Below are 25,262 nucleotides of genomic sequence, written 5' to 3' on the forward strand. Positions count from 1 at the left end.
CGTCAGGCAATTGATATATCAAAAATGGCATCCACACAGGGATGCCATTTTGCTATGGTGCTATTGGTATTTACGATTTGGATGGGGGAGGTGTTTGTGTGCCCCAGGTAGTGGGTGTAGCACCCATTTCCAGTATCAGTTCACCCCCATTGGCTATATCACTATGCTCTATCCACGACAAAAGGAAAGGCTTGCCGTTTAAAGTGGCAGAACGGATAAACACATTTTTATCGTTCAGGTTGTTGGCCTTTATGATAAACTGTTTGCCGTTTTCCAGTTGAATAGTGGTTTGTTTAAACCAGGGGGTATTTAACAGGTAATAGCTTTGGCCTGCATTGGGATAAAAGCCCATCATATGAAAAGCCAGCCAGGACGACATAGCGCCTGAATCGTCATTACCCGGTATGCCGCTGCGGGAGCTGTTATAGTTTTTGTGGATGATTTGACGAATGCGTGTGCTGCTGAGGTCGGGCCTGTTTATCCAATGATACAGGTTAGGCGTAAGAAAGGAAGGTTCATTACCTACGTTATAAAAGTCTTTGTCAAACAAGGTATCCAACCTGTTTTTAAATGCTTCGTTACCACCCGATTTGCGAATTAATGCAGCTACATCATGAGGCACAGATAAAGAATATTCCCACGAGCTGGCTTCGTAAAAAAAGCCACACCACCAGCACACACAAATAGGCCAGTCCTGCGCCAGCGGGTTGTTATAAGGTACATAGGCAATTTTACCATTGCTTACACTGCATTGAAAACTATCTACCCATTTGCCGGCTGCATCTTTAGGCATAATAAAACCAGTAGCGCCATGATCGGTGATAGGTCGCCACAGGTTTTGCCAGTTATCGGCCTGCTTAATATAGCGGTTGTATTCGCCTTTGCGGTTTAAGGCTTTGGCTACCATAGCCAGGCAATAATCGTCGTAAGCATATTCTATAGTGCGGTTACCTGCCCTTACGTAATTGGTACTTACATAGCCAAGGCTATTATAGTCTACCAGGCCACCGCGACCCTCTTTTTCTTCATTACCGCCTGGTGGTACTTCGGCGTCTTTTAACATGGCTTCCAGTGCCAGGCTGTAGTTAATGCCTTTGAGGTTTTTGAAATAAGCATCTGCAATTAATACTTCGGCATTAGAGCCGCCTTGTGTGCGTCCGTTGCAGTTACCACTGCGTGCATCGGGCATATAGCCGTCGCGTTGGTAAATGTTCAGCAGGGAGTTTACAATAGCTACCTGTCGCGAAGGGGTGATTAAGGTGATTAAAGGGTGCGAGCTGCGGTAGGTATCCCAAATCGCATAGAAGTCATCATAATAAGGCAGGTTGTTATCCCATAAAGGATTTTCGCCGGTACGGTCAACAGGCATCAGCATGGTGTGATACAGGGCTGTGTAAAACATCTTCTTCTGATCAGCGGTAGCGTCGGTGCCTATGTCAATTTTGCTTAACAGGTTTTCCCATTGCTGTTGGGTTTGCTGTAAGGTGTTATCAAATTTCCAGTGATTGATTTCTGTTGCTACGTTCTGCTGTGCTTTAGCGCAGCTGATAAATGAAATGCCTATTTTCATTTGCAGCTCTTCGTCGTTGCTATTGTCAAAAAACAGCATCGCACCTGTTTTAGCACCAGCGTCTACCTGCATTTTTTTACCGGCTGTTAACTGCTCGCCCTGCCAGGTATGGAAGCTGGTAAAGGGCTTGCTGAACACGGCATAGTAATATACCGTATAGGCAGTGCCGTTGTTCCAGCCGCCGCGTATTCTGCTATAGCCGCAAACGGAGCTATCGGTAAGTACCTGTGTTTCTGAGCCTACAAACATTTGTGCTTCGCGCGAGTCGGGTATGGCTTTCTCGCCCAGGAAATCGCCGGCATCTACTTTAATGGCTTTGCGGTTGTCGTGATTTAAAAAACGGAAACGATAGAACGCCGCTTTGGCGGTAGTGGTAATTTCTGTTTGAATATTCCATTTGGCCAATGAGGCACTGTAGTAACCTGCCTGCGTGGTTTCGTTACTGCGCAACGATTCCTGCTTAATAGAAGTGAAGTCGCCGGCAAAAGGCATTACGGTAATGTTGCCATATTTAGGGCCACCGCCGGTGCCGCTTACATGCACCTGGCTAAAGCCATATAAAGGTTTATCCAGGTCGGGCACGTAGCCACTGTTAGAAGCTTTGTTATTATCAGGGCCGGGTTTCACCATCCCATAAGGGGCAGAGGGGCCAATGAATATATGTCCATCCCCTTCCGAACCTATGAAAGGATCAACATACGTTACTTTACGTTGTGCAAATAGTAATAAGGGAGCAAGGGCAAGCAAAAAGCCAGCTCCCCGGAAGGCCAGTTTTTTCATGGCAGAAAGGTAATGTCATCCTGCTAAATGCGTATGTGATTTTTTCTAAAACGTTTTCGTGAAAAAAAAGAAGCCGGCCATAAAGGCCAGCTTCCCCGCACAGCATATCCTACACACGTTATGTATTCAATACTGTGCCCCCGTTAGGATGTAAAACCTGACCGTTAATAAACGTACTTTCTTTACAGGCCAGGAATACATAACAGGGCGCTATTTCAACAGGTTGTGCCGGGCGACCCATAGCAATATCTTGTCCAAAAGAAGCCACTTTTTCTTCATCAAAAGAAGAAGGGATCAGTGGCGTCCACACCGGCCCGGGGGCAACGCCATTCACGCGTATTCCTTTTTTAATGAGCTGTTGCGACAGGCTGCGGGTAAAGGAAACGATAGCGCCTTTTGTGGAAGAATAATCCAGCAAAGCTTCACTGCCCCGGTAAGCGGTTACAGATGTGGTATTGATAATGGTGCTGCCCTCTTTTAAATAAGGTACTGCATGCTTGGTAAGGTAGAATTGCGAAAATATGTTGGTGGCAAAGGTGGTTTCCAGTTGCTCGGCAGTGATTTGTTCAATGCTTTCCTGTGGAAACTGCACGGCTGCATTGTTCACTACAATATCAATAGTGCCAAATGCTTCCACAGTGCGGGCTACCACGTCCTGCGCATTTACTTCCTTCCGCAGATCGGTAGATATCAGCAGCACCTGTTTGCCGTATTTGTTTTTGATAATTTCACCGGTTTCCCGCGCATCTGTATGTTCATCCAGGTATACAATGGCTACGTTAGCACCTTCTTTGGCAAAGGCAATGGCTACGGCTTTGCCAATGCCGCTATCGCCGCCGGTGATAATAGCTGCCTTGCCCTGCAGGCGGTTACAGCCGGGCTCGTCTGTGTCATATACAGGAGAAGGGTGCATCTGTTGTTCTGTGCCCGGTTGCTTTACCTGGTATTGTGGTGGTATTTGTTGGGGCATCGTGTTTGTTGTTTCCATAGTTGCTGATTTTAAATCTGGTTATACATTTCATTTACGGGCTGAATAAAAAAGCCCCGTGTATAAAACGGGGCTTTCCACTCTTCACCTGCACTTATTCAGCCTCCACTTCTTCTGCTGCTTCATAGTTGACATGGTTTTCAGCTATGCTGGTAAGCAGCGTATCAGTTTCTTTTTCTTCCTCCAATGTTTCGCGTAATAGTTGCGAAATAGCGGTTAAGCCCAGTGTTTCGGCCAGTTGCGCCAGGCTGCCATACGTAGCTATTTCATAATGTTCTACTTTTTGCGCTGCCATAATCAATCCCACATCACGGGTGGCAGTACCCGCTTCTGTATCTTCTATAATGCTTTCGCCTTCAGTGGTAATACCTGCAATAGCTTCGCATTTTTTGCCACGGGCGGGCTTATTCAATAGTTCAAATACCTGCTCCAGTCTTTCTATATGCGTTTTGCTTTGTTCAGTATGTTCTGTAAAAGCTTGCTTCAGTTCTTCCGATGTAGCAGCTTTTTTCATTTTAGGCAGTGTTTTTACAATGTGTTTTTCTGCCCAGTAAATGTCTTTTAGTTCATCTTCAAAAAAAGACTGTAACATAGAGTCATGTTCGCCTTGTCCCACGTTTCGGGTTGTAGTGGTAGCTGTCTTCTTTTTGGTAGTTGGTTTAACAGATGTACTTGCCATAGGTTATTCTTTTATGAAATGGTTTAATTACTTTCTATAAAATGTAAAAATAACTGTGCCACGGTGTAGCCATGGCTAGCGCCAGGAGAAGCGCTACTGAAATGTGTACAAACTTGCACGAATTGTGTAAACGATGGGTTAGCAAAATGTGTATCTTCCTCACGTAAAATTCACAGGTATTTATGCAACAGACGTTTTTATTCCAGGCCATGATTTACCTGGCAGCAGCCGTAGTGATGGTGCCATTGGCTAAAAAGGCCGGGCTGGGCTCGGTGCTGGGTTATTTAATAGCAGGTATTATTATAGGGCCTGCCTGTTTGCAGTTTATTGGCAAAGAGGGAGAAGATCTGATGCACTTTGCCGAGTTTGGCGTGGTGATGATGTTGTTTGTGATAGGGCTGGAGCTGGAGCCGCTTCGCCTGTGGCGCTTGCGTAAATCTATAGCCGGGCTGGGTGGTTTACAGGTAGCCCTTACTACCCTGGCAATAGCCGGTGGGGCTATGTTGTTGCAGGTAAGCTGGAAGCAGTCGCTGGCGCTGGGTATGATTGTGTCGTTGTCTTCTACCGCTATCGTATTGCAATCGTTAAACGAAAAAGGATTAATGAAAACCGCAGCGGGCCAATCGTCTTTTGCGGTATTGCTTTTCCAGGATATAGCGGTGATTCCTATACTGGCCATCTTTCCCTTGCTGGCCAGTGAAATGCCTGCTACAGCAGGCGCTGCCAAAGACCCGCATAATCTGGTGAGTGCATTGCCGGCATGGGGGCAAACGTTGATTGTGTTAGGTTCTGTGGCTGTGGTGGTAGTGCTGGGGCGGTATGTAATGCGCCCGGTGTTTCGGTTTATAGCCAAAACGGGCATGCGTGAAATGTTTACCGCTATGGTATTATTACTAGTGGTGGGCATTGCGGTGTTAATGACCACGGTGGGACTTAGCCCTGCACTGGGGGCGTTTTTAGCCGGGGTGGTACTGGCTAACAGTGAATACAGGCATGAGCTGGAAAGCGATATAGATCCCTTTAAAGGACTGTTGCTCGGCTTGTTTTTTATAGCAGTAGGCGCCAATATCAACTTTCATTTTATCATAGCAAAACCTTTACTCATACTTGGTTTAGTGGCGGGCGTGATGTGTTGTAAGATGCTGGTGTTGCTGGTGTTGGGTAAATTGTTCCGCTTAACAAAAGATCAGAATTCTATATTCAGTACTGCCTTATGCCAGGTGGGAGAGTTTGCCTTTGTATTGTTCAATTTCTCTTTACAGGAAGGCATACTGTCAAAAGAGATCACAGAAATTATGGTGGCAGTAGTGGCTATCAGCATGGCCTTTACACCACTGATTATGACGCTGAACCAGAAAATATTGAATGTGTTTGCCAAGCCGGTAGAAGTGCCACACCAGGCCAGCGATGTGGCTGAAGAAGATAACCCGGTTATTATTGCGGGGTATGGGCATTTCGGCACTACCATCGGCCGTTTTTTACGGGCGCATAATATAGCCACCACCGTATTGGATGTAAACAGTGATAACGTGGATTGGTTAAGGCGGGCAGGTTTTAAAGTGTATTATGGCGATGCCAGCCGGCACGACCTGCTGGAAATAGCCGGCGCACACAAGGCCAAACTGATAATTATAGCCATAGGCGATGAGGAGAAAAGGCTGGAAACCATTGAAACGGTGAAGAAGCATTTTCCTAACCTGCGCATGCTGGTGCGGGCCACTAACCGTTACGATGCCTACGACCTGATGAATGCAGGTATTTTAAATATCTACCGTGAAACCCTCGATACCAGTTTACGGGTTGGGGTAGATACGCTTAAGTTTTTGGGCTACTCGCCCGAAGAAGCTACCCGCAGCGCCAAAACCTTTTTTATACATGATGAACAGGCATTGAAGCATTTGTCGGCCATTCGCAATGCCGATGAATATGTAGTGGCGGTACGGGAAAACAATGCCGAACTGGAAAGGCTGCTGCAGGCCGACCAGGAAGCGCCCAACCTGGACAAAGCGGAGCCTAAAGACAAGAATTGTTTGGCTCTTGGGTAAAAATTCACCCCTTATTTTAGCTGCTTTACCCGCTCTGAATGGGCGGGTTACGTTAGGATAGTGCATCTTTGGTGAGATGAAACTGCCCTCCGAAAAAAAGATTACGCTGTATGGCGCACTGGCGATAGCACTGATGGTAAATATACCCAGGTTATCGGCATTGCGCACGGGTGCAGTGATGGCGCAGTATGCCATGGTAAACCCTTTTGAGCTGGTTTTTCAGATAGGGTTCAATTTTCTGTTCTGTTACCTGGTATTCTTATATAACATGCAAGGGCAAAATGCCTTTAAGCTGAGGCTGGGGCAAAATGTGCTGATTTTGCTGACGGGGGTAATTGTAGGCGCCTATATACAGCGCCATGTATTCAACCCTCATATAATAAGGCAGTTTTACCGGGTAACGTACCTGGCGCGTTTTTTTACGTGCATGGTGGTAGAGTTATTGGTAGTTCGTATATTGTATCTGGTGCGCGAAACCCGTGCCCGCGAGCTGGAAGCCGAGCAAGCGAAGACCCGTTTTGTAAAGGCAGAACTGGCTTTGCTGAAACAGCAATTAAATCCGCATTTCTTTTTTAACTCGCTTAGTACCCTGGCGGGCATTGTGCGGGAAGATCCCGCCAAGGCACAACGGTTTATCGGGCATTTGTCTAAGATATTCCGGGGGTTATTACAGCATAACGAATCGGTAATAACCGTGCGGGAAGAATTAAAAGAGCTGGAAGCATACACAGCCTTGCTGAAAATGCGTTTTGAGAATAGTATTGATATAGATATAGAAGTACCCGAAAACTATCTGCATAAAACATTGCCACATTTGAGCATACAGCCCCTGATAGAAAATGCAGCCAAGCATAACAAGGCTACAGCAGCTATGCCTTTGCATATTCATGTAAAAGCATACAATGGATGCATTTATGTGCAAAACAACCTGCAGCCGGTAGGTTTTGTGCAGGAGCAAAGTGGTACCGGCCTGGTAAACCTCAGCGAGCGGTTTCGCCTGCTGATGGGAACTGAAATTTCCATTACCCGTACAGATCAGCATTTTATAGTTTCCTTACCCTTAAACTAAACTAACATGCCCCTGCGAATCCTTATCATTGAAGACGAACCTGCCAATGCCCGGAACCTGGAGTTTATGCTGGGCGAAATAGACGCAACTGCTGTGATTGTTGCTGTGCTGCCAGGGGTGGAAGAATCGGTAGCCTGGTTACAGCAACATGCGCAGGCATGTGATGTTATTTTTATGGATATCCGGTTAAGCGATGGCCTGTCGTTTGAAATTTTTCACAAAGTAACCGTTCAACAGCCCGTTATATTCGTTACCGCTTATGATAACTATGCCCTGCAGGCATTTAAGGTCAATGGTATTGATTATATTTTAAAGCCTTACGACCAGGAAGAGATAAAGCAGGCCCTGGAAAAATATCATCGTTTATACACCGGCAGCCAAACGGCCTTGCCCGATCCCTTGCAGATAGCGCAACTGCTAAAAAGTTTGCAACAAGGTAAGCCGGTGTATAAACAGTCGTTCCTGGTGCAGTTCAGAGAAAAGCTGATTCCGCTCGATGCAGCGCATATTGCCTGGTTTTATACGGCCAACGAGATTGTTCATGCCTGCACGCGGGAAAATAAACAGTATATTATCGACTACACGCTGGAGCAATTGCAACAGCAATTAAACCCCCAACAGTTTTTCAGGGCCAACCGGCAGTTTATTATACAGCGCAATGCTATACAGGAAATAGACCTGTATTTCAATGGCCGTTTGTATATCAAACTCTCTCCGGAACCCGGCGAAAAAGTGCTGATCAGTAAGGCCCGCGTGCCGGAATTTAAGGCCTGGTTAGATAATTAATACTTCGCCCCCGTAGTTAGCAGCTTCACCCGTTTTGGAGCCAACTGCACCACCATAGTTACAGAGCTTTACCCTGTAATTAAAAACAAGTGATTATGCAGTATGTAGCTGGTCATTACAGAGGGGTGGTACTGGGGGTGATTGCAACACTGGTGCTGGCAGAAATAGTATGGAGCTGGAAGAAGGATAAAAAAGTATATCAGTTAAAAGAAACCTTTACCAATATGGGTGTGCTGGCAGGTTTTCATTTTTCTAAATTTTTATTTGCAGGCTATCAGTTAGCAGTGCTGGGCTTTGCAGCTGATATAGCGCCATTTTCGTTGCCCGAAAACGGATGGGTGTTTCTGCTGGCTTTTGTGGTAGCTGATTTCATTTATTATTGGTTTCATCGTGTATCGCATATATGGCAGCCTTTGTGGGCTTTTCATTTGGTGCATCACTCCAGCCCGTTAATGAACCTTACGGCGGCTTACCGCTTAAACTGGTTTTCAGCACTGATCAGCCCTTTGTTTTTTGTGCCTGCTGCCTTGCTGGGATTGCCCCCGGCTTTTATAGCAGTAAGCTATGGGTTAAACCTGTTATACCAGTTTTTGCTGCATACCGAAGCGGTGCCTGTGCTGGGGCCTATAGAAGGAGTGTTGGATACGCCTTCGGCACACCGTGTACATCATGGATGTAATCCTATTTATATAGATAAGAATTTTGGTGGTGTGTTAATGATATGGGACCGTTTGTTTGGCACTTATCAGCCCGAAACCGAAAAGGTGCAATACGGGCTAACAACAGGCTTTATCAGCTACAACCCTTTTGTACTGGTCATGCACGGATTTATAGAACTCTTCACAAAAACAAAACATACAGTTATGAAAAGAACAGGCCTTATGAAACGTAATGCAACCCTGCTGAGTGCAGCCGTAGTATTGTTATTGTCTTCCTGCAAAAAAGAAAGCAGTGATTCTGGCGCCGTAACAGAAGATGATGTGGCAGATGTGGTAACCCAGGCCGTAGTCAGTTCTTCCGGCGGCGTAACCACGCAAACGGCTGATGTTGCCCGTATAGCAACGATATACAGTGGTCGTTGCGGTGTAGCCAGGGATAGCAGTATTGCCTATGTTAGTGCTGCCAATGCTACCATCACTTACACCTTTACAGCCAACTGGCATTGGATGTTAACCTGCACGCCTACTGCACATTTTGATGCTACGTATAGCGGCAACCTGGTGTACGATGCGCCCCGCATGTCATCCAACGACAATGTAAATGCCACATTAGCAGTAACAGGTCTTACCGCCAATGATGCCGCTTATATTGTAAATGTAGCTGTAACCCGCAATGGCTCGCAGGCATCTAAAGTGCGTAACAAAAACACCTTTACCAGTGTGTTAACTTTAACCGGAACTGATGTGGCAGTAAACAAACAAACAAGGCTGGTTGATTCTGGTACCCTGGCAGTAACATTTACCGGCAAGGGAAGTGGCGGACGTTCGTATGCATTTTCCGGTACCCTGGTGTTTAAAGGCAACAAAACGGGCGTGCTTACTTTACAAAGTGGCGCTTCGTACAACATCTCCTGGTAATATTTAAAAACTACAATAATGAAAAGAGCTATCCAGGCAACTGTGCTTTGCGTAGTATTGTTATTTTCTGTGGCAGTAATAGCCAGGCAATCGCCCGAAGATTTTAAAAATACGACCCCCGAGCAGCGAGCGCAGGTGCAAACGAATCTAATGAAAAGTAAACTACAGTTAACGGACGATCAAACCACAAAGGTGGCCGCGATTAATCTGAAGTATGCCAAACAAATGGAGCCGGTAATTAAAGGCGACGGTGGTAAGATGGCTAAATTCAAGCAGGCAAAAAAGATAAATGAAAGTAAGGAAGCAGAGTTGAAAACCGTGTTTACCGAAGAGCAGTTTGCCAGCTACGAAAAAGGTAAAGAAGAAATGAAGCAGGAAGTGATGAAGAAAATAAAGGAAAAGAGACAGTAACATTTCGGGGGGAGTGTTACCGGACAAAAGCCTGCCTTGCGCAGGCTTTTGTATTACCAGGCCAGTTGCACCGAAATAGTACCTACCGAGTGGGCGCGTATATTTTTTACTTCACTGGTGCGCAGGCTTTGGCTCGCTGCTATAGACCATCTGCCGGTAGAAGCCACTGCCCCAAAATCTAATCTGCCCACCACGGTTTGCGGGGTTACATGGTGATAGGTAAAAGGCGGTTCCTGATTGGTGTTGAAGGGAGAATGCTTGTTTAACATGCCGCCCTGGTAAAAAGCATTGTAGAATACCAGTTGCACGCCTGGCTTTATAAAACCATACAATTGCCAGTCTTTTTTATCGCTGGTGGGTGGAGTGTATTGTTGAATCAGTCCTTCGTAATACGGCGATTTTTTACCAAACCGTAATAAAGGAAACAGGTGCAGGCTGTTTTGCATGGTGCCGGCCATACCCTGGGCGCCTATAGAAAAGTCAATCCAGGGGTTGTCGTTCGAAACCTGCTTTTCTACCGTAAAGTTATAATTGAACAACAGGTCGGTGGGCATTTGTGTGTTCCAGCCGCGGGGCGTAATAAAGCCAAAGGTGCGGTGTATGAATTTCTGAAAGCCTTCCGCACCGCTGCCAGGTCCCATAAAGCCCAGTATAATTTCGCTTTGCAGGTTTATTCTTTTATAAGGATTGGCCGAGTGAAAGGTGTGGGCCAGGTATAAGCCCCCGGCATACGCATAATCGTTAGGGAGGGGGTAAAAAGCCTTAATGTCGTTAGGTGTATACATTACCTGCATAATGCCAAATCCGTAGGTGTTAATGCTGCTGTCGCCTGCTTTGGGGAGGATGGGCGCCAGTAATGAGTGTTGCTTGCGGGGTTGGTAAAGTAATTCGATACGGGTACCGTTGGTATATCCTTCATCGCTGCCCATGCCCCGGATATCAATACCGTCATTGTCGTCAAAACCTCTTAAAAGATGTTTGTATTGCTGCGCCTGGCCGTGTAGCGCAAAAAGAGAAAAGACCAGTAATAAACACCTCCAGTGCTGGAAATACCTGCTCATCTATACAATTATTACATTCGTCCGCTAATATACTTACTTCATCTGTTTGTAAAATAAACAAATCGTAAACCGGTTACGGGAATTCACCGATGAATATTGCCTAAACACCGTCAGGATATTTCTTTTTGACGATTAAAATGTTTTTACCTTAGTAATAAGCCGTTTGGTCTGTTAAAAGAAGCCGTTCGTAGATTTTTGGCGTTGGCTTCATTTTAGCAGGCAACGTCTCCGGTATACGCGTCATCTAATAACCAGGCATGCTTTTTAAATAAACCATTTTGTTATGATAGTACAATTGTGTGGATTATCCGGTGCAGGTAAAACAACACTTGCTAAAAGTGTGAAATCAAAACTGCTGCTGCATGGCGTTAATACCGAGATAGTAGATGGCGATGTGTATAGAGAGGTGTTATGTAAAGACCTGGGCTTTTCTAAAGAAGATCGTATCGAGAATATCCGGAGGTTAGGCTTTGTAGCAAGCAGGTTGTCGGCGAACGGAGTAGTGGTTATTATCAGCGCTATTAACCCATACGAAGAAGCCCGCAGTGAAATGACCCGCTTGTACCGGAATGTAAAAACTGTACACATTGATTGTGCTATTAACGAGCTGATACAGCGCGACACAAAAGGTTTATATAAAAAAGCTTTACTGCCCGACGGACATCCGGAAAAACTGAATAATCTTACCGGCATTAACGACCGGTTTGATATTCCTGAAAACCCCGATCTGCGTTTGAATACTGGTATGCAAACGCAGGATGTATGTGCGTCTGAATTGTTTCATTTCATCTCTACCCAGTTGGCAGCAGATACATTCTACTTTAAAAAGCAACTGGCTCAACGTTACAGCTAATGAACAATAAGGTGTTAGTAATAGCAGGGATGCACCGCTCGGGTACATCCTTAATTACGCAATGGTTACAAAGATGTGGTTTACAGATTGGCGACAGGCTTTTAGGTGTAGGGTTTGATAATGTAGAAGGACATTTTGAAGATTGTGACTTTGTAGAGTTGCATGAGAAATTGTTAGCTGAAAACAATCTTGATAGTACAGGGCTGGTGTTAGATAAAAAGCCTGCTTTTTCTGAAAAGCAAAAGGCAGAGATAGCGCAGCTGGTACATCATAAAAACCAGTTGTATCCGGCCTGGGCCTGGAAAGATCCCCGCACCTGTTTGTTTTTACCGGAGTATAAAGACATTATCCCTGATGCTTTTTACCTGGTGATTGTACGGGATTACAAAGCGGTGGTAAGCTCGCTGCTAAGCAGGATGCATAAAGACGCTGAAATGCGTTATCGGCAAAAAGGCCTGTTTAAAAGGTTGTTATGGAATACCATTGAAAAGAATAGCCGTAAAAAACTGCTACTGCGCAAGTATGGCTGGAAAAGTCTGATGGCCTGCACGGTGTATAACGAGCAGTTGCTGGAGCATATTCAAACCTTGCCTGGTGGAAAGTATATACTGGTGGATTATGCCCAGCTAAGCAGGCAGGACAATGAAGTGTTTAGTACACTGCAGCGGCAATGGCAATTCCCGCTGCGATATATTCCTTTTACCGATGTGTATAAAGAAAACCTGATTAGCAGGCAGTGGGATTTTCTGCCACATATAAAAGATAAGGCTTTGATTGAGCGCGCGCAGGCGTCGGAGGAAAACCTGAGAAACGCCATCAAAAACGCAAATGCTTTTTAAATTTTCCTGTACTGCCCGGAGCGTTCTTTTCCGGGCAGCAGTGCACCCCGTAATCCTCTCTCTTTCTTTATAGTCCGGATTTTGTACAGGTAGCTGGTATGGATAGATGCTACCGCTTGTTATTTTATGCAGTAGCAATAAAAAATAATTATCTTACACCCGAATTGAATTATGAAATGATAAAGCCTTTCGGGCTTCTATTATAAACGTCTAACTATGCAGCAATGCATAGTGTTTTTCTCATGTGTAACGGGGGGTGTTTCTACATCCCCCTTATTTATGCAAGTGATTTTGGCACGAAAGTGTGTAATGTAAACCCTAATATAAAACGAAAACAGATGAATTACAAGATGTTAGCCAAAGGTGTAGGATTGTTTACCTGTTTGGCCATTTTACTGACTGCCTGTAACACCCTTTCTCCCGATCAGTTTTTTCAGAAAGCGGTATTAAACTCCAATATGGTCAGCGACTTTGGAACGGCACAGTTTGCTAAAATGCTGGAGAGTTATGGTAAAGAATACCCTGCGGGAGTACAGGCTCCACCTAAAAAAGGAGATGAAGCGCAGGAAGCAGTAAAGAACAAAGCCCTTTACCTGGAGAAGGTGATTAAGGAGTTGAAAACAGTGAGTGAGAATGATGACAACCGGGAAATAAAAAAGCTGGCGCTGGAATTATATGAATTTACATTGCCGGCTTATCAGAACGAATATGCAGCTTACGCAAAACTATGTGATACAAAAGGTGCCGATGATGCTAAGGTGGCGATATTAAAAACCATAGACGAAAAATATACAGGCAGGTTTGAAGTCCTGTTTACTCAGTTAATGGAAAAAGGAAAAGTATATGCTGCCAAGCATAACCTGAAGGTTACCTGGGGCAATTGATCATACATACCGTATTCAATAGAAAATGGTCTGCATTGGCAGACCATTTTTGTTATGAGCAACCAGATCCCCCCGGTTCTGGTAATTGCGCAGTATAGATGTTGTTAGTCGTGTGAATCGTAGGTTTGAGAAGGGATGAATTCATAAAAATCTTCCAGGTAGGTGCTGGCGCTGTAAGCGATGGCACCGTTTTGTCCTGCACCTACAAAACCCCTGTTTCTTACGGTAAATCCAACGGCATAGGTTCTTTGCACATATTCGAAAGGCGTGCGTCTTGTCCATCTGTCATTTTCAAAATCGTAGCGCCAGGTGCTTCTTACCAGGCTGGCTTCGGATGAAGAGTGTCCGTTGGTAACATAGCCATAGTTGTCTATTACAAAGGCAGAAGCGTTCTGGCGTACAATGTCTGAATAGTCATCGTCATAGCTGTCGCTCGATTCGTTTGCAATACTATTACGTACTTTCCAGGTGAGTGTTAAGCTGTCAAACGCCCACATGTCAGTAACGGCATTTAAGCTGCTATAGCCGCCGAATATATAAGCCTTGTCTTTGTACACAAATACAGAAGCGCCTCTCCGTTTTTCACCACTCAAGGCAGTGATCTTTTCCCAGTGGTCATCTCCCGGAAAATACTGGTACATGTCTTTTTGTGTATTGGCTCCATCGAAGCCGGTAGTAATGTATCCATTCATGCCCAGGCCAAAACCTACCGCATCTCTGCGGGCAGAACCCGGGAAGTCCTTCTTTTTACTCCAGGTGTAGCCGTCAAAAGCATAAAAATCTTTTAATAATATATCGTTAGAGGTTTGTCCCAATCCCACATAACCTACGTTGTTTACACTAAATCCTACACCATAGGCGCGGTGGGTGTTGCCGGGCATAGCTGCTACCTGCGTCCATGTATAGCCGGTTTGCGAATTGCCAGTGCTTACAGGGGGCATGTTTAATTTAAAAAAGTCTTTTAAATAATGATCTGCGTTCGCTAAAATGTCACCAGTTGAATCTACTATATAACTTGTGTTTTTAGTATAGTTATAGCCTGTACCTACATAGGCTGTGTCATTGATTACAAACGATACAGCGCCTGTACGGGCAGGACCATCAAATTGTCCTCTTTTTACCCAGTTGCCTTCTTCGGTGTCCGGAGTATCTGAGCTTTTTCTGCATGAAGCAATAGATATAGCTGCGCCAACCGTAATGAATAGTAATACAGGGATTTTCATAACTGATAAATAAATAGATGATAAAACAGTACGGGAGCTCCTATAAATACCTATACGGGGCGAGAAGGAAGAGTGTTGGTGAGGTTAGCAGATAATTCCTATAAAAGAATGTTAAAGCAGCATAGGGGCTATGCTGCTTTGTTATTTATGCTTGATGTAGCCCCGGTAAAAAATAACACAAAGGATAAGGCAAACGATAGCTGTAGAAAGTAAATCAGTGAAAGGTACTTTACTGCCAAATGCCAGTTTAATAAAGAAGTTCAATACGCCGCAACTAAAAAATATCGTTGCTGCCAGGTAGAGGTTGCGTGATCTTTTAGAGCGTTTGGCATTGGTGGATTGTTGAGGTGTGGCTTGCTGCCATTGGGTAGTCCGTTGCTGTTGTTGTGCTATAGCTTGCCGGATAGAAGGTTGTTGAGCAAATGTATCAAATTGTAGTAAATGACGAAGGCCTCCTTGCGGAAGCCTTTATTAGTTGGATGGGGTTCTGTATTAGTGCTTTTGTAAAATGTCTATCAAAAAACCTAAAGCAAGTAATGAAACATAAAAAGTAAGCATTCCCAGCATATAGGAAGCCAATGCCTTTATATAGCTTGATGCTTTCTTTGGGTGGAAAAATTGTCCGATTGCCCATGTGCAATAGAGTACACCTGCTATACTTGCTATTGTTATCAGGTTTAGTTTCATTAATCCTTGCAATAGTGCAAAAATTGAAAAGATCAACATACCTATTCCCATTACGAAGCAGAGTAAGATTAATATTTCAAAAAAGTTATAATCATGCTTTGGGAAAAAAAATTTGAGCCAAAAGGCGATATGTAGCCCCATGATAATGTTGGCATAGCCATAATGGTGTTGAACCCAGGCGAAAATTGTTTCAGTAGCAGAATGTTGCGCTCCATGAGAATGAACATACTCTTTTTCAATGTGGAATGCACCATTAATCAATGTGTATATCAATGAGGTTACTATGATAAATATAATAGGCTTTACAAGCCTGCTTCTGTTCTCTGTAATGAATGTTTTTATGTTTTGACCGGGTTTGGTCAGTAATTCCTTTATGGTATAGAATATGCCTTTTTCAAAATGTAGAATATGCCATATTTCGTGCAGGATATAGTGTTTGTCTACTCGTTTTATGTGCATAGGTTGCCCGCAGTTGCCGCAAAAAGGCTGGTTAATTGTTGTGTTGCAGTTTTTGCAAGTCGCTGTCTCAGTAAGCATAAATGGCGTAATTTATTGAGTAACAGATCTGTTTATATGGTTGAGCATAAAAAACGGAAACCTGTTTTTGCAAAAGTCAATACAAATAAGCTGGCAAAGGCTACACTTTAGTGTAGATTTACTATTGGGGTTACGTGTGTGAAACCGCCTATAGTATTAAGTTAATAACTGCACATTGATGAAGGATTATAATCATTCCGGCCTGTTTACTAAGAATAACTTAGGGCGTGTTCCGGAAACAGACCGTTTTCTACAGCAGGATTACCTGGAGTCTGTAAAAGCCTTTGCAAGACTAACCTATGAAAGTATATATGTGATCAATTATGAGGATATGACTTTTGAGTATGTTTCGGAAAATCCATTATTCCTATGTGGTTATGCTCCCGAAGAAGTGCTGAACATGGGATATGAATTCTATTTTAAAAATGTTCCGGAAGCTGACCTGGAAATGTTAACCCTGATAAATGATGCGGGATTTGAGTTTTTTAAGAAATTGCCCGGTGATGAGAAGAAGCAATATAGTATCACTTATGATTTTCATTTGAGGAATAAAGATGACAGGCAAATTCTTATTAATCATAAACTTACCCCCTTGTTTTTAACAAGCGAGGGGAAGTTGTGGAAGGCTATGTGTATTGTTTCTATTTCGCACCATAAGAGTGCCGGCAATATTTGTATATATAAAGACGGTACTGACGACGTGTGGAAATTGGAATTGAAAAATACGGTTTGGAGCAAATCAGAAAAGCCCAAGCTCACGGAAAGGGAAATAGAAGTGCTTCAGTTGCATGCACAAGGGTTAACGATCAATGAAATTGCAGAGAAGTTATTTGTTGTTCCCGACACAGTGAAATATTACAGAAGAAGGATTTTTGAGCGCTTACAGGTAGAGAGTATGACAGAAGCGCTTTCTTATGCTGTAAGTAACAAGATTATCTGATGAATAGAAATGAAAAAGGCCTCCTTACGGAAGCCTTTTTAACTTTTAGCAGTGATGTACCACGTACGGGAATCGAACCCGTCTTTCCTCCGTGAAAGGGAGATGTCCTAGCCGATAGACGAACATGGCAAAAAATAGAACTCTTTATATATAACAGTAGAAGGGTTGAAAAAAAAAGCTCCTCTTTGCAGAGAAGCTTATTTTTTAAATTTCCTTCAACTTTACCTGTACCACGTACGGGAATCGAACCCGTCTTTCCTCCGTGAAAGGGAGATGTCCTAGCCGATAGACGAACATGGCAGTTATTTGTAAGAGCTGTCCCCGCATCCGTTATTGTGATTTGGGAGTGCAAAAATAGAAATCTTTTGATTATCACCAAATTTATTTTGTGTTAACGTCGAAAAAAATAATTTCTATCGTTTGTTACCCGTCTACAATACTCGTAAATTCGCCATGCTTTTTAAAACCAATAAACTAGTAAACAATGAGCACAGTAAAAGTAGCGATCAATGGATTTGGACGTATCGGTCGCCTGGCATTCCGCCAGATTTATAACATGGAAGGAATTGAAGTAGTGGCTATTAATGACTTAACCAGCCCTAAAGTACTGGCGCATCTGCTGAAGTACGATAGCGCTCAGGGTCGCTTTGATGCAAATGTTACTTATTCTGACAACTCTATTACTGTTAACGGTGAAGAGATTAAAATATACGCCCAGAAGAATCCTGCTGAAATTGGTTGGAAACAACACAATGTAGACGTGGTACTGGAATGTACAGGTTTCTTCACTGATAAAGAAAAAGCAGAAGCCCACCTGGCTGCTGGTGCTAAGCGTGTAGTAATTTCTGCACCTGCTACCGGCGAAATGAAAACTGTTGTTTTCAACGTAAACCACAACATCCTGGACGGTAGCGAAACTGTAATCAGCTGCGCTTCCTGTACTACCAACTGTCTGGCACCAATGGCACAGGTTCTGGAAGAAAAATTCGGTATCGTTGCTGGTACTATGACTACCATCCACGCTTATACTAACGACCAGAACACACAGGATGCTCCACATCCAAAAGGCGATCTGCGTCGTGCAAGAGCTGCTGCTCAAAACATTGTGCCTAACAGCACTGGTGCTGCTAAAGCCATCGGCCTGGTATTACCTGCACTGAAAGGTAAACTGGACGGTAGCGCTCAACGTGTACCAACCTTAACGGGTTCTTTAACTGAACTGGTTACTGTGTTAGGTAAAAAAGTTACTGCTGAAGAAATCAACGCTGCAATGAAAGCCGCTTCTAACGAAAGCTTCGGTTATACTGAAGACGAAATCGTAAGCAGCGATATCATCGGTATCAGCTACGGTTCTTTATACGATGGTACGCAAACCAAAGTAATCAGCGCTGGTGATGTTCAACTGGTTAAAACTGTAAGCTGGTACGATAACGAAATGAGCTACGTAAGTCAGCTGGTTCGTACTGTAAAATACTTTGCAGGTTTAATTAGCAAATAAATTTCAGAAGGGAAGAGCCGGATATACTCCGGCTTTTTTCTTGATACTATTTAGAAAAGCCAGATAATGAGCAAATTCTCCGAATACAACTTTGCAGGCAAGAAAGCCCTGGTAAGGGTTGATTTTAACGTACCTATTAAAGGGGGTAAAATAACCGACGATACCCGTATCAAAGCCGCGTTACCTACCATTCAGAAAATAGTAAAAGACGGTGGCAGTGTTATCTTAATGAGCCACTGGGGCCGTCCTATTAAAGACATGGAAAAGAAGCCTGAATTAACGAAGGCCGATTTTTCATTAAGTCGTATTGTAAGTCATTTGTCGCAACTGCTGGGTACTGAGGTGCTTTTTGCAGATGATTGCATCAGCGAGGCTGCTCAGCAACAAGCTGCTGGTTTACAGCCAGGCCAGGTGTTATTGCTGGAAAACCTGCGTTACTACAAAGAAGAAGAAAAAGGCGATAAAGGTTTTGCTGAAAAACTGAGCAAACTGGGTGATGTGTACGTGAACGATGCGTTCGGTACTGCACACAGGGCGCATGCTTCTACAGCGGTGATTGCCGACTTCTTTGCTGCCGGACAAAAACTGTTTGGTTTGCTGATGGAAGCCGAAGTGAACAGTGCTGAAAAAGTACTGCACCAGTCTGAAAAGCCTTTCGTAGCTATTATCGGAGGCGCGAAAGTATCTGATAAGATCCTGATTATCGAAAACCTGCTGGAGCGTGCTACAGATATCATCATTGGTGGTGGTATGGCATACACTTTCATGAAAGCCCAGGGGGGTAAAATTGGTAATTCTCTGTGCGAAGACGATCGCCTGGAAACTGCCAACGAACTGCTGAAGAAAGCAGAAGCCAAAGGCGTGCGTATTCACCTGCCTGCTGATTCTATCATTGCAGACAAGTTTGATGCAAACGCACAAACCTCTTCTTCTACCAGCGATAACATTCCTGATGGCTGGATGGGACTGGATATTGGGGCTATGGCTGCCGACCAGTTTGCCAACGTAATTAAAAATTCCAAAACCATTTTATGGAACGGTCCTATGGGCGTTTTTGAAATGGAAAAATTCCAGAAAGGAACCAAAACCATTGCTACTGCAGTGGCCGAAGCTACACAAGCCGGTTCTTTCTCCCTGGTAGGTGGTGGTGATAGCGTTGCCGCTGTTAACCAGTTTGGATTTGCTGATAAAGTAAGTTATGTATCTACCGGTGGTGGTGCATTACTGGAATATTTTGAAGGAAAAGAGTTACCAGGTATTGCTGCCATTAAATAAGCGCTGTACGGTAAAATCATAGTTATCAAGCAGCAAAACGTGTTTGCGTTTTGCTGCTTGATTTGTATAAGTACCTAACCCTTATCAACATGAAAAAATTGACTTGTTTGGGCATTGCCCTCCTGGTTATTGTAGTACTGCCTGCTTTTAAACCAGCTTCCTATGTGATTGACAGAATTTATGCCGAGCTGGAAACCCGCCAGTTAAAGGGCGATAAGTATGTTACCTTTAAAGGAGAGATCTGCTATGATGGTAATGGTGATATGACCATGCATTATTCCCACCCCCGTAACTATGTATTGCTTTCCAATAAAACCGGTGAAGTAAAAATGTATGATCCTGGTGCCAACACCGTTGCGCTTACACAAAGTACACTGTTCAGTTCGCACACTTCACAATTTTATTACTTCTGCGCCGGTAAAATGGCCGATATGGGGTTAAGTGAGTTAGGATATGTACAGGAGAAGGTGTATGCCGAAAAAGATCTGATTATTTCCCTATGGAAGCCCAAAGCACCCGACAAGAAAAAACAGGTGCAGCAGGTAAAGCTGGTGCATCAGAATGGTAATCCTATTTATATGCACTACCAGAATGGAGCAGGTGCTATCATCCGTAAAGTATATTACTACGCTTTTACTACGCTGGAAGATATGTCGTTCCCTTCTACCACTACAGAGATTGCTTATGAAGGAAAAGATTCGGCGGTAACCAAAACGGTATACCGCAATTTTAAATTAAACCAACAGGCAAACAGCCCGTATTTTACTTATAAGATACCTGCCAATGCTAAAATTCAACGTTTCTAAACCTTTGCCTTTGTTCAGTAAATGGATTGCATTGGTGTTATTGGTAAGTGTTACTTCCATAGCACATACACAAACAGCCAGTGATATTATGCTGGTAAAGCAAACGAGCTTTTATACACCCGAGCGCTATTACAAACGCGCAGGCAACAACGATAGTATATTGCAAACCCAACATAAAAATGTAATAGCAGCCTGGAACCCATTTGCCCTGGCTATGAAGGGCAGTATGTTTATATACCAGCATGTGCTTACACAACAGTTGTCACGCAAATGTCCTTACGAAATATCCTGCTCTAACTATAGCAAACATGCTATACATGAGTTTGGATTGATAAAAGGAATGTTTGTTTCGGCAGACCGATTATTACGTTGCAACCGTTTAAGTGCGTCGGATATATCTCCGCTGGATATTGATCTCCGCACAGGCGCTATTACGGATGATTTAAACAAGTATCGATAATGAGAGTATACCTATGCAGGTGCTGGTATACACTGGTGGTGTTACTGGCGGTACAGGCTGTGCACGCCCAGCAACGTAGCAGTTTTACTAATGATATGTTGTTTGCCAGGTATTTGCACAATAAGGAATTATATGCCGAAGCCACTTATATACTCAACAACATTCAACAAGACAGGCTGTTAGCCGCGCAAAAAGATTCATTGCTGTATTGGCAGGGCTGGAATGCTTATGCTATGAAATCGCTGGATACTGCTGCCAGCAGGTTGTTACAGGTATCGGACAGTGCAGCGTGGGCATTAAAAAGTCATTTTTTCGGTGCTTACTGCCTGGCATTCCAGGGCTACTCCCAACAGGCTTATCACACATTTAAAGGGCTACCGGCAAAAGACACGGTAGAGAGGGAAATGCAATACCTGGAAATGGCGGGCATCAGCTTATTACAACGCAACTACAAGCAATACGATTCGTTACGCAGGCACTTTACTTTTTCGTCTTATGTAATGGAAGGGGAAGAGAAGCGTATGGATGCTTATTATGATAAACTGGTGCACTACAAAAAGAAATCTCCTTTCCTGGCAGGGCTGTACAGTGCAGTATTGCCAGGGGCCGGTAAAATATATGCCGGTAAAAAAGGGCAGGGAGTAGGTTCCTTTCTGCCTATTGCAGCACTGGCGGCGCTCACCTGGGAATCGTATAACAGGGGTGGAGTGAAAAGCGCCCGCTTTATCACCTTCGGATCGTTATTCAGCTTGTTTTATGTGGGTAATATCTGGGGGAGTGTAGTGGCTGTAAAAGTGAAACAATCAGAACAGAACAAACTGTATGACAACAAGATTTTATTTGATATGCATATTCCTTTGCGCAACCTGTATAACTAAGGCGCAGGATATAAACTGGCTGCGGGTGGCAGACAGCCTGTATCAGCAGCAGCAGTACTTTGAGTCTGCTGTGTTTTGCGAGAGAGTGCTGTTTGAACAGGGTAACGAAAGCGAAGTGGTGCAACAGGCTATTTTGCTAAAGATGCAATGCTATAAAAAGCAACAGGCTTTTGCTAAAGCGGCCGGTTTTGGCATGTCTATGCAGGGGCGCATACATAACGACAGCGTGCGGCAAAACCTGCATGCCGATATTGCCACCTGTTATTACCTGGCAGGAGATTTTGAAAAAGTAATAGCGGAAACAGATAAAACCCAGGTATTATTTCAACAGAATACGCATGCCGGTTGGATGAGCTTATTAAAGATTTTATCGCTGAATGAACTGCGCCGGTGGAACGAAGCGGCTTTATTGTATAAACAACAGTCAATGGTGTATAGCGATTCTTTACCCGACTATTATGCAAAGCTACCCCGTCAAAAAAGCGAAAAGCGCGCTTACTGGCTGGCTACTTTTATACCCGGTGGTGGTCATCTGTATGCAGGTAAGCCCTGGGAAGCGTTGGCTTCTATTGTATTGCAGGGCGCAGGCGTGTACTATGGTATTAACAGTTGGATAAATGATTATTATATCAATGCCTGGTTAATTGGTGGTGGGCTAACCGGTACTTTTCATATGGGGGGTATGGCTCGTGCGCAGGAGTTGGTGAGAATATATAACAGGCGCAAAGCCAATGAGTTTAACCAGAAAGTAAAAGATGCCTTGCTGGCACGCTGGTAACAAAATGCATACAAACAATACAGGCAAAAAAATCCCGGTAGTGATTAGCTACCGGGATTTTTTTTGTGTGGATGGTGAATTACCACATGAAGTACTTCGGATTGTCCTCGTATTCACTGATGTCATCAATGTTTACAATCAGGACGATGAAGTCAACCAAAGGAACGATACCGAAGATACCGCAGAAGGTTAAGATGTAACCTACCCACGTTAAGGTTTCAGTTCCCAGGTAAGCACGGTGAACACCTAATCCACCCAGAAAGAAGTTCAGGATCAGTGCTACCGCTACGTTCTTGTCGCTGGAACGTACGTTAAACACAGCCTCTTTTTGCTTTTTAGCTACAGCGGTGTAAGTTCCGGAAGCATCGAATTCAGCCAGCAGTGCCGGGCTGGCTTCGCTGATGTCAGCACTGGTAGCAAACATGTTTTCCACCTGGCTGTCATTTACATAGTAGTTGGAAGTGGCTTCTGTGTTTTCGGCTGCGAAAGAGAAGATCGAAATAGAACAGGCTAGTGCCAATGAAAGCAATGCTTTCTTCATAAACTATTCGGGTTTAAAGAGTGGATAAATAGCTTCAAATATAGGGAGTAAAACAATTCCCTGCACCTGTTGTTAGCCAATTATACCGCTCATGTAAATAAACTGACGGAAAGTCATAAAATGGAAGGGAGGTATCTCTTTTGATACATTACCTTTAAATACAAATTTCATTTAAAATCAAACAAATGAACACAAAGAATCTTGCATTGATAGTGATTGGCGCTCTGATACTTATATTGGGAGGATGCAGCTGTAAGGGGTACAATAGCATGGTAAACCTGGACGAAACTGTAAAAGGCAAGTGGGGTAATGTACAAAGTGAATATCAGCGCAGGGCCGATCTGATCCCTAACCTGGTGAATACTGTAAAAGGGGAAGCTAATTTTGAGCAGACAACTTTGCAGAATGTGATTGAAGCGCGTGCCAAAGCAACACAGATACGGGTAGACCCGGCCGATCTTACTCCTGAAAAAGTACAACAGTTTCAGGCTGCACAAGGTCAGTTATCACAGGCATTGGGCCGCTTGTTAATGGTTACCGAAAACTATCCTACCCTGCGCGCCAATGAGGCATTCCGTGGCTTACAGGTGCAACTGGAAGGTACAGAAAACCGTATCAAAGTATCCCGTAACGACTTTAACGATGCCGTACAGAGCTATAATTCTGTAATACGTCGTTTTCCTAATAACATATTTGCCGGCATGTTTGGATTCCAGGCCAAGGGCTATTTCCAGGCAGATGCAGGATCTGACAAAGCACCAGAAGTAAAATTCTAAGCCATCCTAACCATGTTTGGAATATTCAGTAAAAAGCCCGCACAATTCTTTACTGCCAGCGAGCAGGAAAAGATTGTGCAGGCCATTAAAACAGCCGAACTGCAAACCAGCGGCGAAGTGCGGGTATTTATAGAAAGCAAATGCCGTTTTGTAGATCCTATTGACAGGGCTAAAGAAATGTTTGCCCGGTTAGAAATGGAAAAAACAGAACTACGTAATGGCGTGCTGGTATATGTGGCCGTAAAATCGCGGCAGCTGGCTATTTATGCAGACGAAGCTATTTATCAAAAAGCAGGTACAGCGTTCTGGCAGGAAGAAGTACTTAAAATGCTGCGGCATTTTAACAAAGAAAATTATGCAGAAGGTATAGCATCGGTAGTGCTGGAAATAGGAGAGGTGTTGAAATACCATTTTCCTTATAATGCTGCTACGGATGTAAATGAACTGCCAGACGATATTGTATTTGGAAAATAAGAGAATGAAGAAACAGTTACTATACCTAGTACTGCTGATAAGCATTAGCCTGAATGTTTTTTCGCAGGATGTATTGCCACCTCCCAACCCTGCCCGGCTGGTGGTGGACAATGCCAATGTGCTTTCGCCCGAACAAAAACAAATTCTGGAAGAAAAACTGGTGGCGCTGGACGACAGCACCTCTAATCAGATTTGTATAGTTACCATTCCTTCCCTCAACGATTACCCCATTGAAGATTATGCGGTAAAGCTTTTCAGAAGCTGGGGTATTGGTAATAAAAAGACCAATAACGGCGTGCTGATACTGGTATCGGTGCAGGATCATAAAATTCGGATTGAGGTAGGATACGGTTTAGAGGGGGCTATACCTGATATTACAGCGGGTAGCATTATAGACAATGATATGAAGCCCAATTTTAAAGCGGGTGATTATTATCGTGGTTTAGATGCCGCCACTACTTCTTTAAGCAAAGCGGCAGCAGGAGAATACAAAGCTCCGCGTGAAAAAAAACAGGGCAAAGGTAAAGGTGGCTCAGGCCTTAGCTTCATCATCATTTTAATAATAGTGATCGTTATCATGGCTGCATCTGGTGGCGGTGGTGGTGGCGGCCGTGGCAGAGGCGGCAGCATTCTTCCTTTTCTGTTCCTCGGTGGCGGCGGAAGCAACTGGGGCGGTGGAGGTGGCGGCTTTGGCGGCGGCGGAGGTGGTGGTTTCGGCGGCTTCGGCGGCGGTAGCAGCGGTGGCGGCGGAGCCAGTGGAAGTTGGTAGCCAGCAAAAGCAAAAGTTGTAAACCCGGTAGAACAGGGCATAGCGCTCTGGCACTTATAAAAGAAAAAGGGTGTATCG

General features: G+C 44.1%; 25 protein-coding genes and 2 tRNA genes. 18 read left to right on the top strand and 9 right to left on the bottom strand.

All coding sequences use genetic code 11. The features are described from left to right. Nucleotides 1–70: 70 nt before the first annotated feature. From FLA_RS01070 to FLA_RS01080, 3 genes are all read right to left on the bottom strand, one after another. Nucleotides 71–2,350: a GH92 family glycosyl hydrolase gene (locus FLA_RS01070; RefSeq protein WP_076379394.1), complete on the bottom strand. Its 2,280-nt coding sequence runs from the start codon at nucleotides 2,348–2,350 to the stop codon at nucleotides 71–73. 118 nt (nucleotides 2,351–2,468) lie between these two features. Further along, nucleotides 2,469–3,338 carry an SDR family oxidoreductase gene (locus FLA_RS01075; RefSeq protein ID WP_076379393.1) on the bottom strand — a complete coding sequence of 290 codons (870 nt, stop codon included), beginning with the start codon at nucleotides 3,336–3,338 and terminating at the stop codon, nucleotides 2,469–2,471. Nucleotides 3,339–3,432: 94 nt separating this feature from the next. Then, on the bottom strand, nucleotides 3,433–4,017 hold the full coding sequence (locus FLA_RS01080) for a YciE/YciF ferroxidase family protein (protein WP_076379392.1): 585 nt from the start codon (nucleotides 4,015–4,017) through the stop codon (nucleotides 3,433–3,435). Between the two features lie 182 nt (nucleotides 4,018–4,199). On the opposite strand from FLA_RS01080, the gene FLA_RS01085 reads away from it, so the two are divergent. From FLA_RS01085 to FLA_RS01105, 5 genes are all read left to right on the top strand, one after another. After that, nucleotides 4,200–6,062 (top strand): monovalent cation:proton antiporter-2 (CPA2) family protein, encoded by a 1,863-nt coding sequence (locus FLA_RS01085; RefSeq protein ID WP_076379391.1) that lies wholly within the window; start codon nucleotides 4,200–4,202, stop codon nucleotides 6,060–6,062. Between the two features lie 76 nt (nucleotides 6,063–6,138). Beyond that, nucleotides 6,139–7,131, top strand: a complete 993-nt coding sequence (locus FLA_RS01090; protein ID WP_076379390.1) for a sensor histidine kinase — start codon at nucleotides 6,139–6,141, stop codon at nucleotides 7,129–7,131. A 6-nt stretch (nucleotides 7,132–7,137) separates the two neighbouring features. Continuing rightward, nucleotides 7,138–7,917: a LytR/AlgR family response regulator transcription factor gene (locus tag FLA_RS01095; RefSeq protein WP_084206239.1), complete on the top strand. Its 780-nt coding sequence runs from the start codon at nucleotides 7,138–7,140 to the stop codon at nucleotides 7,915–7,917. 95 nt (nucleotides 7,918–8,012) lie between these two features. After that, entirely contained in the window at nucleotides 8,013–9,494 is a 1,482-nt protein-coding gene (locus tag FLA_RS01100; protein WP_076379389.1) for a sterol desaturase family protein, read from the top strand. Between the two features lie 18 nt (nucleotides 9,495–9,512). Next, nucleotides 9,513–9,905, top strand: a complete 393-nt coding sequence (locus FLA_RS01105) for a hypothetical protein (RefSeq protein ID WP_076379388.1) — start codon at nucleotides 9,513–9,515, stop codon at nucleotides 9,903–9,905. A gap of 53 nt (nucleotides 9,906–9,958) precedes the next feature. Here FLA_RS01105 and FLA_RS01110 read toward each other — a convergent pair whose 3' ends face one another. Continuing rightward, nucleotides 9,959–10,966: a lipid A deacylase LpxR family protein gene (locus FLA_RS01110; protein WP_084206238.1), complete on the bottom strand. Its 1,008-nt coding sequence runs from the start codon at nucleotides 10,964–10,966 to the stop codon at nucleotides 9,959–9,961. Nucleotides 10,967–11,249: 283 nt separating this feature from the next. Here FLA_RS01110 and cysC point away from each other — a divergent pair, with 283 nt between their 5' ends. The 3 genes from cysC (at nucleotide 11,250) to FLA_RS01125 (ending at nucleotide 13,542) form a co-directional block, all read left to right on the top strand. Continuing rightward, the gene (gene cysC, locus FLA_RS01115) at nucleotides 11,250–11,819 is read left to right on the top strand and encodes an adenylyl-sulfate kinase (protein WP_076379386.1); all 570 of its coding nucleotides are present in this window, start codon (nucleotides 11,250–11,252) and stop codon (nucleotides 11,817–11,819) included. Further along, on the top strand, nucleotides 11,819–12,658 hold the full coding sequence (locus FLA_RS01120) for a sulfotransferase family protein (RefSeq protein ID WP_076379385.1): 840 nt from the start codon (nucleotides 11,819–11,821) through the stop codon (nucleotides 12,656–12,658). The genes cysC and FLA_RS01120 overlap by 1 nt, the downstream gene beginning before the upstream one ends. Before the next feature lie 338 nt (nucleotides 12,659–12,996). Next, nucleotides 12,997–13,542, top strand: coding sequence for a hypothetical protein (locus FLA_RS01125; protein ID WP_144264039.1), 546 nt, complete (start codon nucleotides 12,997–12,999; stop codon nucleotides 13,540–13,542). Nucleotides 13,543–13,646: 104 nt separating this feature from the next. Here the strand turns inward: FLA_RS01125 and FLA_RS01130 are convergent, their stop codons facing one another. After that, the gene (locus FLA_RS01130; RefSeq protein WP_076379383.1) at nucleotides 13,647–14,765 is read right to left on the bottom strand and encodes a Kelch repeat-containing protein; all 1,119 of its coding nucleotides are present in this window, start codon (nucleotides 14,763–14,765) and stop codon (nucleotides 13,647–13,649) included. Nucleotides 14,766–15,257: 492 nt separating this feature from the next. After that, nucleotides 15,258–15,989, bottom strand: a complete 732-nt coding sequence (locus FLA_RS01135) for a DUF3667 domain-containing protein (protein WP_076379382.1) — start codon at nucleotides 15,987–15,989, stop codon at nucleotides 15,258–15,260. A gap of 178 nt (nucleotides 15,990–16,167) precedes the next feature. Here FLA_RS01135 and FLA_RS01140 point away from each other — a divergent pair, with 178 nt between their 5' ends. Then, complete coding sequence (locus FLA_RS01140; RefSeq protein WP_076379381.1) at nucleotides 16,168–16,929, top strand: response regulator transcription factor; 762 nt, start codon at nucleotides 16,168–16,170, stop codon at nucleotides 16,927–16,929. Between the two features lie 57 nt (nucleotides 16,930–16,986). Here FLA_RS01140 and FLA_RS01145 read toward each other — a convergent pair. Further along, nucleotides 16,987–17,058, bottom strand: a tRNA-Glu gene (locus FLA_RS01145). A gap of 99 nt (nucleotides 17,059–17,157) precedes the next feature. After that, nucleotides 17,158–17,229, bottom strand: a tRNA-Glu gene (locus FLA_RS01150). 184 nt (nucleotides 17,230–17,413) lie between these two features. On the opposite strand from FLA_RS01150, the gene gap reads away from it, so the two are divergent. The 6 genes from gap (at nucleotide 17,414) to FLA_RS01180 (ending at nucleotide 22,624) form a co-directional block, all read left to right on the top strand. Further along, nucleotides 17,414–18,427: a type I glyceraldehyde-3-phosphate dehydrogenase gene (gene gap / locus FLA_RS01155; protein WP_076379380.1), complete on the top strand. Its 1,014-nt coding sequence runs from the start codon at nucleotides 17,414–17,416 to the stop codon at nucleotides 18,425–18,427. Between the two features lie 66 nt (nucleotides 18,428–18,493). Continuing rightward, a complete protein-coding gene (locus FLA_RS01160; protein WP_076379379.1) occupies nucleotides 18,494–19,702 on the top strand; it encodes a phosphoglycerate kinase in 1,209 nt (402 codons plus the stop codon). An 89-nt stretch (nucleotides 19,703–19,791) separates the two neighbouring features. Beyond that, nucleotides 19,792–20,508: a hypothetical protein gene (locus tag FLA_RS01165; RefSeq protein ID WP_076379378.1), complete on the top strand. Its 717-nt coding sequence runs from the start codon at nucleotides 19,792–19,794 to the stop codon at nucleotides 20,506–20,508. Then, the gene (yidD, locus tag FLA_RS01170) at nucleotides 20,486–20,968 is read left to right on the top strand and encodes a membrane protein insertion efficiency factor YidD (protein WP_076379377.1); all 483 of its coding nucleotides are present in this window, start codon (nucleotides 20,486–20,488) and stop codon (nucleotides 20,966–20,968) included. Before FLA_RS01165 ends, yidD begins: the two co-directional genes overlap by 23 nt. Then, nucleotides 20,968–21,846, top strand: coding sequence for a hypothetical protein (locus tag FLA_RS01175; protein ID WP_076379376.1), 879 nt, complete (start codon nucleotides 20,968–20,970; stop codon nucleotides 21,844–21,846). Before yidD ends, FLA_RS01175 begins: the two co-directional genes overlap by 1 nt. A gap of 25 nt (nucleotides 21,847–21,871) precedes the next feature. Continuing rightward, nucleotides 21,872–22,624, top strand: a complete 753-nt coding sequence (locus FLA_RS01180) for a hypothetical protein (protein ID WP_144264038.1) — start codon at nucleotides 21,872–21,874, stop codon at nucleotides 22,622–22,624. A 79-nt stretch (nucleotides 22,625–22,703) separates the two neighbouring features. Here FLA_RS01180 and FLA_RS01185 read toward each other — a convergent pair whose 3' ends face one another. Continuing rightward, entirely contained in the window at nucleotides 22,704–23,165 is a 462-nt protein-coding gene (locus tag FLA_RS01185; RefSeq protein WP_076379374.1) for a TM2 domain-containing protein, read from the bottom strand. Between the two features lie 185 nt (nucleotides 23,166–23,350). Here FLA_RS01185 and FLA_RS01190 point away from each other — a divergent pair, with 185 nt between their 5' ends. Genes FLA_RS01190 through FLA_RS01200 form a run of 3 tightly spaced genes read left to right on the top strand, consistent with a single transcriptional unit; the run spans nucleotide 23,351 to nucleotide 25,184 of the window. Continuing rightward, nucleotides 23,351–23,941, top strand: coding sequence for a LemA family protein (locus tag FLA_RS01190; RefSeq protein WP_076379373.1), 591 nt, complete (start codon nucleotides 23,351–23,353; stop codon nucleotides 23,939–23,941). A 12-nt stretch (nucleotides 23,942–23,953) separates the two neighbouring features. Continuing rightward, nucleotides 23,954–24,415: a TPM domain-containing protein gene (locus FLA_RS01195; protein WP_076379372.1), complete on the top strand. Its 462-nt coding sequence runs from the start codon at nucleotides 23,954–23,956 to the stop codon at nucleotides 24,413–24,415. Between the two features lie 4 nt (nucleotides 24,416–24,419). Then, nucleotides 24,420–25,184, top strand: coding sequence for a TPM domain-containing protein (locus FLA_RS01200; RefSeq protein ID WP_076379371.1), 765 nt, complete (start codon nucleotides 24,420–24,422; stop codon nucleotides 25,182–25,184). The last annotated feature ends 78 nt before the right edge of the window (nucleotides 25,185–25,262 follow it).

The organism is Filimonas lacunae (assembly GCF_002355595.1).
In the GTDB taxonomy this organism is placed as follows: domain Bacteria; phylum Bacteroidota; class Bacteroidia; order Chitinophagales; family Chitinophagaceae; genus Filimonas; species Filimonas lacunae.

What these genes read in the sequence shown, in the direction of transcription:
- FLA_RS01070 (WP_076379394.1), bottom strand. Translation starts at nt 2,350, where the DNA reads ATGAAAAAACTGGCCTTCCGGGGAGCTGGCTTTTTGCTTGCCCTTGCT.
- FLA_RS01075 (WP_076379393.1), bottom strand. Translation starts at nt 3,338, where the DNA reads ATGGAAACAACAAACACGATGCCCCAACAAATACCACCACAATACCAG.
- FLA_RS01080 (WP_076379392.1), bottom strand. Translation starts at nt 4,017, where the DNA reads ATGGCAAGTACATCTGTTAAACCAACTACCAAAAAGAAGACAGCTACC.
- FLA_RS01085 (WP_076379391.1), top strand. Translation starts at nt 4,200, where the DNA reads ATGCAACAGACGTTTTTATTCCAGGCCATGATTTACCTGGCAGCAGCC.
- FLA_RS01090 (WP_076379390.1), top strand. Translation starts at nt 6,139, where the DNA reads ATGAAACTGCCCTCCGAAAAAAAGATTACGCTGTATGGCGCACTGGCG.
- FLA_RS01095 (WP_084206239.1), top strand. Translation starts at nt 7,138, where the DNA reads ATGCCCCTGCGAATCCTTATCATTGAAGACGAACCTGCCAATGCCCGG.
- FLA_RS01100 (WP_076379389.1), top strand. Translation starts at nt 8,013, where the DNA reads ATGCAGTATGTAGCTGGTCATTACAGAGGGGTGGTACTGGGGGTGATT.
- FLA_RS01105 (WP_076379388.1), top strand. Translation starts at nt 9,513, where the DNA reads ATGAAAAGAGCTATCCAGGCAACTGTGCTTTGCGTAGTATTGTTATTT.
- FLA_RS01110 (WP_084206238.1), bottom strand. Translation starts at nt 10,966, where the DNA reads ATGAGCAGGTATTTCCAGCACTGGAGGTGTTTATTACTGGTCTTTTCT.
- cysC (WP_076379386.1), top strand. Translation starts at nt 11,250, where the DNA reads ATGATAGTACAATTGTGTGGATTATCCGGTGCAGGTAAAACAACACTT.
- FLA_RS01120 (WP_076379385.1), top strand. Translation starts at nt 11,819, where the DNA reads ATGAACAATAAGGTGTTAGTAATAGCAGGGATGCACCGCTCGGGTACA.
- FLA_RS01125 (WP_144264039.1), top strand. Translation starts at nt 12,997, where the DNA reads ATGAATTACAAGATGTTAGCCAAAGGTGTAGGATTGTTTACCTGTTTG.
- FLA_RS01130 (WP_076379383.1), bottom strand. Translation starts at nt 14,765, where the DNA reads ATGAAAATCCCTGTATTACTATTCATTACGGTTGGCGCAGCTATATCT.
- FLA_RS01135 (WP_076379382.1), bottom strand. Translation starts at nt 15,989, where the DNA reads ATGCTTACTGAGACAGCGACTTGCAAAAACTGCAACACAACAATTAAC.
- FLA_RS01140 (WP_076379381.1), top strand. Translation starts at nt 16,168, where the DNA reads ATGAAGGATTATAATCATTCCGGCCTGTTTACTAAGAATAACTTAGGG.
- gap (WP_076379380.1), top strand. Translation starts at nt 17,414, where the DNA reads ATGAGCACAGTAAAAGTAGCGATCAATGGATTTGGACGTATCGGTCGC.
- FLA_RS01160 (WP_076379379.1), top strand. Translation starts at nt 18,494, where the DNA reads ATGAGCAAATTCTCCGAATACAACTTTGCAGGCAAGAAAGCCCTGGTA.
- FLA_RS01165 (WP_076379378.1), top strand. Translation starts at nt 19,792, where the DNA reads ATGAAAAAATTGACTTGTTTGGGCATTGCCCTCCTGGTTATTGTAGTA.
- yidD (WP_076379377.1), top strand. Translation starts at nt 20,486, where the DNA reads ATGCTAAAATTCAACGTTTCTAAACCTTTGCCTTTGTTCAGTAAATGG.
- FLA_RS01175 (WP_076379376.1), top strand. Translation starts at nt 20,968, where the DNA reads ATGAGAGTATACCTATGCAGGTGCTGGTATACACTGGTGGTGTTACTG.
- FLA_RS01185 (WP_076379374.1), bottom strand. Translation starts at nt 23,165, where the DNA reads ATGAAGAAAGCATTGCTTTCATTGGCACTAGCCTGTTCTATTTCGATC.
- FLA_RS01190 (WP_076379373.1), top strand. Translation starts at nt 23,351, where the DNA reads ATGAACACAAAGAATCTTGCATTGATAGTGATTGGCGCTCTGATACTT.
- FLA_RS01195 (WP_076379372.1), top strand. Translation starts at nt 23,954, where the DNA reads ATGTTTGGAATATTCAGTAAAAAGCCCGCACAATTCTTTACTGCCAGC.
- FLA_RS01200 (WP_076379371.1), top strand. Translation starts at nt 24,420, where the DNA reads ATGAAGAAACAGTTACTATACCTAGTACTGCTGATAAGCATTAGCCTG.